Raw genomic sequence first — 12874 nt, forward strand, 5'->3', positions numbered from 1 at the left:
GTTACCGATGGACATTGTTGATGACCGTATTTCCGGAAAGGTGCAGCGCGTCATGAAGCGCAACAGCACGCTCGCCAGCCGGAACCTCGAGTGGATTCATTCCCGAATTCATCCCTATTTCTTCATCACCATGCAGGAAGAGATCGACGCCATCGCCATCCTGGCGAGCGGGCTGCACAACCTGGCGAACAACCGCAGAATGATCCTGGCGGACCGGGACCGGATGCTCATCCAGGCAGTGCTGAACCGCCCGGGGTCCTTGTACGAGACGCTGCGCACCTTGAAGGAGCGCGACATCTCCTACGCCCATTTCGCCGTTTCCAACGGGCCGTTGCCGGACTCGGAGCACCATCTCGAACTGCAGCGCTTCGAGTTCGAGCGCAAGACGCCGCAGGAGGTTGCCGCCAGCACCGATCGGCCCGGTAGCGCCATCAAGCGCCGCATCGCCGCTGCCCTCAAGCGGGACTACCCCTCTTTCGACCACAAGCGGCTCGACTATCTCCTCGGTATTCTCTGGGTCAACAACCCGGATTACGTCCGCATCTCACCCACTACCCGCGTGGCGCGCACGCTCTGGCTGTTCCAGCAGACCAGGAACAACAGCGGTGTCTACCTCGACGCCGAGCCCGCCAGCAGCGGGGAAACCAGGCTCATGTTCGCGGTCGGGAACCCGCCCCAGCGCGACTTCCTGCAGCAGATCATGGAGGTGTTCAACCGGCTCGAGGTGAGCGTGAAGAGGGCCTACTGCCTCACCATCAGTAACGAGATCCATCCCTACTTCCTGGGCAACTTCTACGTCACCACCCGCGACGGTGGCGAGGTGACCCGCGGTTCGGAACTTTTCCTGCAGCTGCAGCGCGAGCTCTACAACACCCAGATCCTCTCCACCGCCTCCCCTTCCTACACCGAGCTGGTGGTCAAGGGGGTGATGAGTGGCGAGGACGCGCTCCTGGTCAACGCGATGATCGGCTTTTGCCACACCAACCTGGCGCACACCCATCCGGACAGCTTCGACCTGGAAGGGATCATGCGTGCCTTCCACAACCACCCCGACATCGCCCAGCAGCTGGTTAAGCTCTTCCGCGCCCGCTTCGAGCCTGCTGTCGCCGACCGCGAGGCGCACTACGCCGCGGTCTTGGCCGAAACCGAACGGGTCGTGGACAGCTACAACACCGGCCACGGCTTCCTGGACGAGTTCCGCCGCACCATCTTCCGCTGCGCCCTGCTCTTCATCCGTTACACGCTGAAGACCAACTTCTACGTGCTGGAGAAAAGCGCCCTAGCCTTCCGCCTCGACCCGACCTACATGGCGGAAATGGATCCCAAGTTTTCGGCGGACCTGCCGCCGGAGCGCCCTTTCAGGATCACCTATTTCCATGCCCGCTACGGGCTTGGGTACCACATCGGTTTCTCGGATATCGCCCGTGGCGGCTGGCGCACCCTGATCACCAACGGGCGCGACGACTACGTCACCTGTGCCAACTCGCTCTTCCGCGAAAACTACGTGCTCGCCCACACCCAGCACCTGAAGAACAAGGACATCTACGAAGGTGGCTCGAAGATGGTTGTGGTGCTCGACGCCGCCGGCATCCAGGACCGCGACCTGGTCACCCAGCGCCTGTACAAGCTTCAGTACTCGCTGATCAACGCCTTCCTGGACATCTTCGTCACCGAGAACGGGCGCGCCAGGGATCCGCGCGTCGTCGATTACTACCGCGAGGACGAGCCGATCGAGCTCGGTCCCGACGAGAACATGCACGACGCCATGGTCGAACTGGTGGCGGCCCAGTCGGTGCGGCGTGGCTATCTCCTCGGCGTCGGCATCATGTCCAGCAAGAAAGTGGGCATCAACCACAAGGAGTACGGGGTCACCTCGGCCGGAGTAATCAGGTTCGCCGAGATCACCATGGCGGAGCTCGGCATCGACATGCACCGCGACCCCTTTTCGGTTAAGTTCACCGGCGGCCCCAACGGCGACGTGGCAGGCAACTCCATGCACCTGTTGCTGGAGCGCTGCCCCAAGGTCGCCATCCGGCTCATCATCGACGGCACCGGCGCGCTCTACGACCCCTCCGGCGCCGATCGGGACGCCCTCGGACGCATCGTGCTGCAGTCCGACGTTGACGCTTTCGACGCGCAGGCGCTGCACCCCGGCGGTTTCATCATCTACCGCAACCGGACCCGGCGCGAGGGAATGAAGGAGCTCTACCTCAAGGTGATGCGCGACGAGAAGGGCCTGCACGAGCTATGGGTGTCCAACGACGAGTTCTACCGCGAGTACAACTCGCTGGTGTTCACCGTGGCCGCAGACCTTTTCATACCGGCAGGTGGCAGACCGGAAACGGTCAGGGAGCACGACTGCGACCGCTTCTTCGCCGATGACCGCACCCCGCTCACCCGCGCTATCGTGGAGGGCGCCAACTCGTTCATCACCCCCAAGGCGCGCATCGAGTTGCAAAGGCGTGGCATCGTGCTGATGCGGGACGCCTCGGCCAACAAGTGCGGCGTGATATCGTCATCCTACGAGATCATCGGCAACCTGCTGCTCTCCGAGAAGGAGTTCCTGGAGCAGAAGGAGCCTTACGTGGGGGACGTGATCCGGATCCTGAACAAGAGGGCCGAGGACGAAGCACGGCTCATCTTCCGCCGCCACCGCGAGGCCGCCGGGGCCCAGCTGTACACCGAGATCTCCGACGCCATCAGCACCGAGATCAACGCGCAGTACGCCAAGCTGTTCGCCTTCTTCCAGAAATACCCGCACCTGTGCGACCGGCCGTTGTACCGGAAGGCGATCCTGGCGCACCTCCCCGCGATGCTGGCCGAGAAACCGGCCTACCGGATGCGTACCAAGGGGCTTCCCGCCAAGTACAAGTACGCCATCCTCTCCAGCGAGATCGCCTCGTCCATGGTCTACCGGGGCGAAAAAGGCAACGACGGCTACCGTGAACTGGTGGAGGCCCACCTTAAGAGGCAGCCGGCGGCCTGACCACGAACCGGGTGCCGCGCGTGCCGCACCCGAGAACTTACAGAGAGGGATACATGCGATTAACCACAAATACCCCCGGCAGCGACCCGTCTGCGGTGCTCTACAGCCGCTGTACGGTGTCGCTCGGCAACGGGCAGATCATCATGGAAGAGATCCCCTGCCGCAACCTCGAAGAGGTGATGGGCGGTTTCGGACGCTCGTTCCAGATGCTTGCCGAGCGGCAGGTACAGGAGGCCTACACCCCGGAGAACCCGCTCATCCTGAATACGGGGCTCCTCACCGGGAGCAACGTCATGACCGGCCTGCGCAGCTATTTCTCGGGCTACAGTCCGCTCAAGCAGTCCAACAAGGGGCTTCCCGCAGCGATGTGGTCCGCGGCAAGCGGCAAGTTCGGCGCCAAGCTGAAGTGGACCGGCATTGATGAGGTAGTATTCGAGGGTCGTGCCGACAACCCGGTCTATGCTGTGTTCAAGGCAGGCGCCGAGGGACCGGAGGCAGAGCTGAAGCCGGCCGCGCACCTGCTCGGGCTCAGCAGTCACGACAAGATCATGGTGCTGCAAAAGGAGTATCCGGGGGCGCATTTCGCGGTCATCGGCCCCGCAGGCGAGCATTTCAAGCAGGTTTTCATGGGGGCGATCGCCCTCAGCACGGAGAACCAGTTGAAGACGGGCGAGGACAAGTGCCGCTTTGCCGGGCGCGGCGGCATGGGAAGCCTCATGGGCTACAAGAACCTGGTCGCCATCGTGGCCCAAAGCGAGGATCAACTGCCGCCGATCACTCCGGAGATGAGGGACGTGAACCGCGACGCGGTCAAGGCAGGCGGCTCCAACCGCTTCCAGCCCCTGGCGCAAGGAGGCGGTGGCGGAACCTGGGCCAACCTCGAGGTTCTGGACGTGTTCAAGGCGGTGCCGGAAAACAATTTCCGCTCCGTCGCCGCGGACGGCATCCGGGGGCTCTACCGCGACAACGTGGAAAAAAACCTCCACGTGCGCAGCGAGGCCTGCTTCCGCTGCGGCATCCGCTGTCATAACAACATCTACCGCAAGAAGGAGGACGGTAGCGCGGGCGAGTTCATCGCCAAGTTCGACTTCGAGCCGCTCAACCTGTTCGGCACCAACCTTGGCATCCACGAGGGGGATAAGGTCGCCGAACTGATCCGGTTCTGCGACAACCTGGCCATGGACGCCATCTCCCTCGGCACCACCATCGCCTACATCCTCGACTACAACGCGCGTCACCCCCAAAACCGCATCCTGAACGGAGCGACCTTCGGGGATTACGAGAAGGTGCGCGAACTGGTGCTCGCCACCGGTAGCGGTTCCTGCGCCCTTATTGGCCAGGGGGTCAAGCGCCTGTCGACCCTTCTCGGGGAGACCGGCTACGCAATGCAGGTCAAGGGGCTGGAACTGCCGGCCTACCTGCCGGAAACGAACCCGGGCTACGCCTTTGCCATTGCCGGCGGGCACATGTCCATGGGCACGCACATGCTGCTTGCCAGGGACGGCAAGGTAGGGCTCGATGAATGGGTCCATGCCGTCACGAAGCAGGGGCTTTTGCAGGTCGGCTACGACATGATCGGCCTGTGCAAGTTCGTGGGGCTCGGCATGGGGCACGATTTCGTGGTGCGCGCAGTAAAAGCCGCAACCGGCTTGGAAATCGACTCGGACCAGATCGTTGCGGCAGTGCGCCGTGCCTACCTCAGGGGACTAGCCCTGGAACAGCGCCAGGGGTACCAGGACGACGAGTACACGCTGCCGCAGCAGGTATTCAGCACCCCGAATCCGAACATCGCCCTCCCCCGCTTTGTGACGCCGCAATTTCTCGAGGAGATGAAAAAGCAGGTCTGGGACGCATTCGCCCCAGAGATGGAGGGGCTTTTAGCCTGAGCAACAAGGATACTTTCACCAAAACGGAGGAACGATGATCACGGAAATGAAGACATCCTACAGGGTGGTGTCAGACGCGCGACTGGTCGAACTCAGGGCTCGCGAGGACGCGCTCTTCGAGCGGCGCACCCCCAACTCGAAAAAGACCTTCCAGCGCGCGCACGAGATGCTCCTGAACGGCGTCCCGATGCCCTGGATGGGGGACTGGGGCACCTCGCACCCTATCTTCGTACAGCAGGCACAGGGAAACAAGATCACTGACTTGGACGGCAACACGTACCTCGACTTCTGCCTGGGAGACACCGGCGCCATGTTCGGCCACTCGCCCGAACCGACCGCAGCGGCGGTTGCCGACCAGGTACGCAAGGGGATCACGACCATGCTCCCCTCGGAGTACGCCCTGGATGCCGGCTTGGAGCTTGGTCGCCGTTTTGGCCTCCCCTTCTGGCAGGTCGCCATGACCGCTACCGAGGCGAACCGCTACGTGCTCAGGATCTGCCGGGCCCTTACCGGCAGGCACAAGGTCCTGGTCATGAACGAGTGCTACCACGGCTCGATCGACGAGACGCTGCCGCACATCGCCCCCGACGGGAAGCTGGAGCTTCGCTCCGATTTCGACATGAACCCCGGCGTCCCCAAGGACGCGCTGACCCGCGTGGTGGAGTTCAACGACATCCCCGCCCTGGAGCGTGAACTCGCCCACGGCGACGTTGCCTGCGTCCTCGCCGAACCGGTCATGACCAACTGCGGCATGGTGCTTCCTGCGGAAGGGTACCACGAGACCCTGAGGGATCTCTGCACCAAGTACGGCTGCATCCTGATCATCGACGAGACCCACACCCTCTCCACCGGTCCCGGCGGGTACACGGCAGCCTACGGGCTCAAGCCGGATTTCGTCACCCTGGGTAAATCCATTGCCGGCGGCATCCCCGTCGCCGTGTACGGGTTTACCAAGGAGATTGCGGAGCGGATCAACGCCTCGTTCGGCAAGAAGAGCGTTTCCGACCCGATGGGCATCGGCGGCACCCTTTCCGGCAACATGTTCGCAATCCGGGCCATGGAGGCAACCCTAAGGCACGTGGCGACCGAAGAGGCATTCGAGCGGATGATCGCCGGGCAGAACAGGCTATCTGACCGGCTCGACGCTACGCTGAAAAAGTACGACATCCCCTGGAGCGTGACCAGGAGCGGAGCGCGTTGCGAACTGCAGTTCATGCCGCGCCTGCCGGTGAACGGCTCCGAGGCAAAGGCTCATTTCGACTGGGAGCTCATCTACTACACCCACCTCTACCTGGCTAACCGCGGGGTGCTCATTACCCCCTTCCACAACATGATGCTGGTCCCGCCTATGGCGACTGACGAGCAGATCGATACCCTGGCGCAGGTCTGGAGCGACTGCATCGCCGAATTGGCAGCCAGGTAGGCCCTGCCGACAAAAAAAGGGGGCGCTTCGCCGGCGCCCCCTTCCTGCGTCTCCTATCCTATCGGTTACCCCAAGTGCTTTTCCCTGAGCGCCACCTTGTTGATCTTGCCGACACTGGTCTTGTCGATGGCATCTACGAACTTCACCTTGACCAGCACCACCTGCTTGCTGACTACCCCCTTGTCGGCGTACTGCCTGACGTGATGGGAGATGTCCTTCTCGGTGATTTTCACGGACGGTTTTGGAACGACGAGGGCCAGCGGGCGCTCACCCCACTTCTCGTCGGCCTTGCCGATCACGGCCACCTCGGCGACCGCCGGATGATGCGCGATGATGTCCTCGAGTTCCAGCGAGGAAACCCACTCCCCGGCGACCTTGATGACGTCCTTGCTCCGGTCGGTGATGCGCAGGTAGCCCAGTTCGTCGCGCACCGCCACGTCGCCGGTGTGCAGGTACCCCCCGATCCAGAGACGCTCGGAAGCCTTGTGGTCCTTGAGATAGCCCTGGGTGAGCCAAGGAGAGCGGACCACGACGTTGCCGGCGCTGGCGCCGTCGCGCGGCAGTTCGTTGAGGTCGGCGTCGACCACGCGCAGGTCGACCAGCGGCAGCGTGAGGCCGGTCTTACAGCGGATCTCGGCCTGCTCCCCGTGGGAGAGTTCCAGCATCGCGGGGGTCAGTTGCGAAATGGTGAGGATGGGGCAGGTCTCGGACATGCCGTAGCCGGTGAAGACATCCATGCCCGCCTTGAGCGCCTCGACACAGAGGTTACGGGAAAGGGCGGCGCCGCCGATGATAAGTTTCCATCCCTTCAAGTCCATGCGCGCTGCGTGCGGGTGTTTCAGGAGCATGTGCAGGATGGTAGGGACACAGTGCGAGAAGGTGGCTCCTTCCCTCTCTTTCAGCTCCAGCAGGGTTTCCGGAAGGTAGCGCCCGGGGTAGACCTGCTTCAGCCCCATCATTGTAGCGATGTAGGGAACGCCCCAGGCGTGGACGTGGAACATCGGGGTGATGGGCATGTACACGTCATCACGGTGCAGGCAGCCGTGCGCGGTGGCGGTGCCGAGCGTGGTCATCAGGGCCATGGTGTGCAACACGAGCTGCCGGTGGCTGAAATAGACCCCCTTGGGCATGCCAGTGGTGCCGGTGGTGTAGAAAGTGGTGGCGCGGGTGTTCTCGTCCAGGTCCGGGAAATCAAACTGGGGGGAGGACTGTGCCAGCAGCGATTCATACTCGCCTGCGAAGGGAACCGTGTCGTCTTCCTTGGACTCCTCGTCGCTGATCAGGATATAGGTGCGCACGTTGTCGATCCTGCCGCGGATCTGCTCGAGGATGGGAAGGAACTCGGCATTCACCAGCAGCACGTCATCTTCGGCGTGGTCGATGGTGTACAGGATCTGCTCTGGCGACAGGCGCACGTTAATGGTGTGCAAAACCGCGCCGATCATGGGCACGGCGAAGAAGAGCTCGAGGTAGCGGTGGCTGTCCCAGTCCATCACCGCGACGGTCTGCCCGGGACGAACCCCGAGGCTGGTCAGCATGTTGGCTGCCCGACCTACCCGCTCCTTGAGCTGCCGGTAGTTGCCACGGTAGAGGTCGCGATAGACGATCTCCTGCTCGGGGTTGTCGACCACCGGGTACAGCAGCATGTTCTTGATCAGCAGCGGATAGTCGTACGCGGACGGGGTGCGGGGAATAAGTAAATCACTCATCTATGGCCTCCTCATTGAAGCGATGGTCAAAGTTTTTGGCAGTCATCAAGGAACGCCTGCAGCACCCCTTCTTCGACACCAGCCAGGGCCGCGATGCGCGACAGGCGCGGGAACGACCATTGGGTGCGCCCCTCGGCGAGTCGCTGGCCGCCTACATCGTAAATGGCCATGGCCACCTCGGCCTCCGGGGGATCGAAGTTCAGCACCTGGCCGACGACGCGGATCTCGGTACCGGTGGCGACCGGTTTCAGGAAGCGGACGGTTATCTCGCGGGTCACGCCGAGCTTGCCGTGGCGGGCGAAAAGCGCGTAGGCGGCCGCCTCGTCCATGAGCGCAGAGATGATACCTCCGTGCACCATGCCGTCGAATCCGCAGTAGCCAGCGGGGACGGTGGTCAGACAGGCGACACCATCGGCGGTATGGTGAAAGCGAAGGCCAAGGCCGTGGGGATGCCCCTCGGAACAGACAAAGCAGGAGCCGGGCCAGCGTCCCTGAACCGGCGGCAGGTTAAGAACGGACGCATGCTGGTCCGCAGTGCAGCATTCCTTCATAGATCCCTCCTGGAAATAACATTGGTGACTGTCAGCACCGCATGCAGCGCACGTTTCCTTTTTCGCCCCAGCGGCGCAGTGCCTGGCTCAGTTGCTCCATCCCCTCTTCCATCGACTTGGCGAAGGCGAAACGGAACAGCGGCGCTAAGATGCCGCAAAACTCCGAGTCCAGCCGGATCTTCAGGCGCTCGGGGGCAACCGGCTCGATGCGGCAGGAAAAGGTCCAGGCGAGCATGGGACGCCCCAGGAAGGCGGTGTGCCACGACACCCCCCCCTCCCCTTTGTCACACAGGGTTGCCTGCACGGTGAACGGGTCGATGCCGGGGAGATGGACCGTGACTTCGTGGCGCTCTCCAGCCGTCCCTGGGCCGGTGACCTTGGGGAACAGGGGATTCCACTGCGGGTACAGCGAAAAGTCACTAAGTAGTTCCCATACCCTCGCACTGGTCGTCTGCAGAACTATTTCGGTGTGGAAAGGTTTCATTGAGCCTCTGGGCCTGCTCCAGTCACAAGACCAGGAATATTACAATTTTTCGGGTCCGGATGCCATATTTGTTTGTATACGAAAGGCAAAAAGTTTGACTGGATAAACAAAAGGCCGCCCTTTTTGTGGGCGGCCTTGCGTGAAGATACTGGTTGTGTATAAGCTACCTCTGGAAAAGAGATCCTTTCTCGATCTGGTTTTTGCGAATCTCGTATTCTCTCCGGTCGATCCTGCCTGCCTTGTAGTCGGCATTCAACTGCTCCATCTGCCGATGGGCACTGTATTCGTAAGCACCGACGCCAACCGCCGCGCCACCCAAGGCACCACCGACCGCACTCCCCTCTCGGGATGCACACCCGGAGGCGAACGCACTCAACACCATGCTTACTATAAGAAGTATCCTTTTCATGGTTGCACTCCTGTCGTAGTAGGCACATCGCCCAGACCAGCATAGCATAATGTTAAAAATTTCACATCCTTTCCAGGCTAGGGCTCCTTGCCCGCCGGGGGAAGCTCCGATGCCGGTTCGCCCCTGAACGTCCAGTAAAGAAACCACAGAGAAGGAACAAGTATCGCCGCGCCGATAGGGAGCACGGTGAGGTAGGCGATGAGCGTAGTGCGCGGTGCGGCGGCGGACCGAAGGGGCATCTCCTGTATGATGAGGTCCGGATGCAACGCGGCAGCGAAACCAGCCAGGGTAAAGACAACAGTGGCGCCAGTCATCAGCTGCGCGAAACGATAGTGCCTCAACAGCAGCGCAAGCTGCGTGGCGACCCCTGCCAAGACGGCCAGGCCGACGCACAGCATCGGCCACGACCCGAGTAGCCGGTGGGAGAATTCGGGGGCCGTCTGCAAAGCCAGCGGGATCATCACGGCGGTCGTCACACCAAGTACCACGCCGGCGGCTATCGAAGCATTACGGAAATCCTCCTGGAGCGCACCCTTTACCCGAACCGTCATGTACACCGGAGCAAGATAGGCACAGATGCAGAGCCCGATCACGCCCCCCATTAGGGTGAAAGGGTTGAGCCAAACCGCGGTCCCGGTGGCGACAACGTCGTTGTCGATGGTGATGCTGCCCGCAGCTGTTGCCGACACCGCCATGCCCAGGGCAAAAGGAGTCAGTATGCTGGCGATCTCGAAAATGCGTGCGGTGAAGGGGAGCTCCCGGCCCGATGACCTGCCGTAGTGCCGGAAGGCATAGGCCGCGCCCCTGAAGTTGATGCCGACCAGAGCGACCACCAGTGGCGTCATGAGCGCGATGAACAAAGCGGCAAATCCGGCAGGAAAGGCGGTGAAGAGCGTAACCACCACGAAAATGAGCCAGACATGGTTGGTCTCCCACACGGGACCAATTGCGTTGAAAAGCGCCTCGCGCTGTTCCCGTGCCCGTGGGCCGAAGGCCAGCGCGGTCCAGATGCCACCTCCGAAGTCGGCGCCGCCGAAAAGCGCGTACAGCACCAGGGCAAGCGCTGCCACCAGCGCGGCCAGCGATACCGGATCAAGCATGTCCCACCTCCTTACCGCCCGCCTCGTAACGCCCCCGGTGACGCAACAGCAGCTTCAACATCCCTGCAGTCAGGCAAAGATAGACAATGACGAAGGTGGTAAATACCGCGACCATGCCGCTGTTTGGGGTCACCGATTGCGAGGTGCGCAGGTATCCCTGCACCACCCAGGGCTGCCGGCCGAACTCGGTCACTAACCAGCCGCTCTCGAGCGCAATTATGCCGAAGGGAGAGGCGAATATGAGGTACTTCAGCAGGCGCGGCTGATCCGGCACTGCCTTGCGGCGCCAGTGTAGCCACCAGAACCATCCCAGGCCAATGGTCATAATGAAGAAAGAGCCCACCATCAGGTCGAAGAAGGGGTGTACCAGCCTCGGGTCAGGCGTCGTCCCCTGCGGGAAGGCGTCCAGTCCCTGCACAACGGCATTGGGGTCGTCCTGGGCGAGAAGGCTCAGTAGCTTCGGGATGCGCACGGCGTACAAGACCTGCCTGGTCTCCGGGTCCGGCCACCCTCCGATCACCAGTGGCGCAGCAGCGGAGGTTTTGAAGTGAGCCTCCATCGCCGCCAGTTTCGCCTTCTGGTACTTGGCCACCGAATCGGCAGCCCAGTCCCCCGTTACCAGCATCAGTGGCGCGATTACCGCTGCAACGGCTAACGATAACGCCAGCGCTTTTTTCCCCTCGACGGTATCGCGCCCCTTGAGAATCAGGGCGGCATAGTAGCCTGCAACGGCAAATGAAGTGGCAACGTAGGCAGCGAGAGTGCCGTGCAGCGCCTCGTGCGGCCATGCCTCGTTGGCGAAGGCACGTAACGGCAGTACGTCCGAAGGGGTACCGTTCACCATCCGGAAGCCGGATGGACTGTTCATCCAGCCGTTGGCGCTAATCACGAATATGGCGGAAATGGCAGCCGCAAGGGTGAGGGGTATGGTGCAAAGGAAAAGACCACGCCTGGAAAGCCGTCGTTCACCGTAAAAGTAAAGAGAGAGAAAGATCGCCTCGGTGAAGAAGGCGAACCCTTCCATGGAAAAGGCAAGGCCGATCATGGCACCGCTGAAGGCCATGAAGCGCGGCCAGAGGAGCCCCAGTTCGAAGGAGAGGATAGTCCCGGATACGGCACCGATGGCAAAGACGACCCCGGCCGGCAGCACCCAACGCCTGGCGATCCGGTGCCAGCTCTCATCGCCGGTTTTGAGCGCCAGCCCCTCGGCCAGCATGAGCAAGAACGGCAGGCCGATCCCCAATGTGGCGTAGATGATATGAAAGACAAACGAAACGCCCATCAGGGCCCTGGCTGCGACAAGCTTGTCCATGATTGCTCCGCCTATGAATTAGAATATATTTAAGTGTGCTGATCGGCGGAGTCTTGTCAAGAAACGACGACGGGGGAATTCCCCCTCCCCTTGCGTCAGGGAACATCTCCTCCTGAACCAAACCCGCTCGCTGTCCCGCATCTTGCGCAAAAAGTCCTTCGGGACACTCGCAACCAGAAAAGAAATGGGCGATAATGCGGCCATTCACTCAAGGAGGGAACGCGATGAAGTTCATGCAACTGCGCAACGCCACATCCATCATCGAATATGCCGGAAGGAGGTTCCTGATCGACCCTGTCTTGGCCGACAAAGGTGCCTACCCTCCGTTTGCCGGAACTGTCAACGCGCACCTGCGCAACCCGCTGGTCGATCTGCCGGTCCCTGTCGAGATCTTGTGCGAGGTCGACGCCGTCATCGTCACTCACACCCATCTCGATCACTGGGACGAAGACGCTGAAAAGCTCCTGCCAAAAGGCTTGCCCCTATTCGCACAAAACGAGAAGGATGCAGCAAAGTTCCGCTCGGCCGGGTTTCTCCGCGTCACCGTCCTCACCGGGGAGACCACCTTCGAGGGGATAACCCTCAGCAAGACGCAGGGGCAGCACGGCAGCGACGAGACCATGGCCAAACTGGGGGACCGCCTGGGTGAGGTATGCGGGGTGGTATTACGACATCCTGACGAGAAGACACTCTACCTGGCGGGAGATACGGTCTGGAACCGGCACGTTGCGGAATCCTTACAAAAGTACGCGCCCGAGGTGATCGTGGTGAACTGCGGCGATGCCCAGATCATCGGCTGCGGCTCGATCATCATGGGGAAGCGGGACGTTATGGAAGTGTGCCAAGCTGCGCCCGACGCGACCATCATAGCCAGTCACATGGAGGCGATGAACCACGCGGTGCTGACACGGAAAGAATTGCGTGACTACCTGGAGGGAAATGGCATGATGCGGCGAGTGCTGGTGCCCGAGGACGGCGAAACCTGCGTGCTGTGACGGCCGGGCAGACAGATAC

Annotated in this window: 10 protein-coding genes; 4 read left to right on the forward strand and 6 right to left on the reverse strand. The window is 61.8% G+C overall.

Annotated elements, in window-relative coordinates; translation table 11 throughout:
* The first annotated feature begins 7 nt into the window (after nt 1–7).
* The 3 genes from K7R21_RS06230 to K7R21_RS06240 are packed head-to-tail and all read left to right on the forward strand — an operon-like array spanning nt 8 to nt 6295.
* A complete protein-coding gene (locus K7R21_RS06230) occupies nt 8–2986 on the forward strand; it encodes an NAD-glutamate dehydrogenase domain-containing protein (protein WP_404813629.1) in 2979 nt (992 codons plus the stop codon).
* 53 nt (nt 2987–3039) lie between these two features.
* A complete protein-coding gene (locus tag K7R21_RS06235; protein ID WP_224982412.1) occupies nt 3040–4872 on the forward strand; it encodes an aldehyde ferredoxin oxidoreductase C-terminal domain-containing protein in 1833 nt (610 codons plus the stop codon).
* Nucleotides 4873–4906: 34 nt separating this feature from the next.
* A complete protein-coding gene (locus K7R21_RS06240; RefSeq protein WP_224982413.1) occupies nt 4907–6295 on the forward strand; it encodes a transaminase in 1389 nt (462 codons plus the stop codon).
* 65 nt (nt 6296–6360) lie between these two features.
* Here K7R21_RS06240 and K7R21_RS06245 read toward each other — a convergent pair whose 3' ends face one another.
* The 6 genes from K7R21_RS06245 to K7R21_RS06270 all read right to left on the reverse strand — a co-directional run bounded on the left by K7R21_RS06245 (nt 6361) and on the right by K7R21_RS06270 (nt 11860).
* Nucleotides 6361–8004, reverse strand: a complete 1644-nt coding sequence (locus K7R21_RS06245) for a fatty acid--CoA ligase (RefSeq protein ID WP_224982414.1) — start codon at nt 8002–8004, stop codon at nt 6361–6363.
* A gap of 26 nt (nt 8005–8030) precedes the next feature.
* Complete coding sequence (locus K7R21_RS06250) at nt 8031–8555, reverse strand: PaaI family thioesterase (protein WP_224982415.1); 525 nt, start codon at nt 8553–8555, stop codon at nt 8031–8033.
* Between the two features lie 31 nt (nt 8556–8586).
* Entirely contained in the window at nt 8587–9039 is a 453-nt protein-coding gene (locus K7R21_RS06255) for an SRPBCC domain-containing protein (protein ID WP_224982416.1), read from the reverse strand.
* A gap of 163 nt (nt 9040–9202) precedes the next feature.
* Nucleotides 9203–9448, reverse strand: coding sequence for a hypothetical protein (locus K7R21_RS06260; protein WP_224982417.1), 246 nt, complete (start codon nt 9446–9448; stop codon nt 9203–9205).
* A 77-nt stretch (nt 9449–9525) separates the two neighbouring features.
* Complete coding sequence (locus K7R21_RS06265) at nt 9526–10548, reverse strand: cytochrome d ubiquinol oxidase subunit II (protein ID WP_224982418.1); 1023 nt, start codon at nt 10546–10548, stop codon at nt 9526–9528.
* Nucleotides 10541–11860, reverse strand: coding sequence for a cytochrome ubiquinol oxidase subunit I (locus K7R21_RS06270; RefSeq protein ID WP_224982419.1), 1320 nt, complete (start codon nt 11858–11860; stop codon nt 10541–10543). The genes K7R21_RS06265 and K7R21_RS06270 overlap by 8 nt, the downstream gene beginning before the upstream one ends.
* A gap of 224 nt (nt 11861–12084) precedes the next feature.
* On the opposite strand from K7R21_RS06270, the gene K7R21_RS06275 reads away from it, so the two are divergent.
* Nucleotides 12085–12855, forward strand: coding sequence for an MBL fold metallo-hydrolase (locus tag K7R21_RS06275; RefSeq protein WP_224982420.1), 771 nt, complete (start codon nt 12085–12087; stop codon nt 12853–12855).
* The last annotated feature ends 19 nt before the right edge of the window (nt 12856–12874 follow it).

This window comes from Geomonas agri (assembly GCF_020179605.1).
GTDB classification, from domain to species: Bacteria; Desulfobacterota; Desulfuromonadia; order Geobacterales; family Geobacteraceae; genus Geomonas; species Geomonas agri.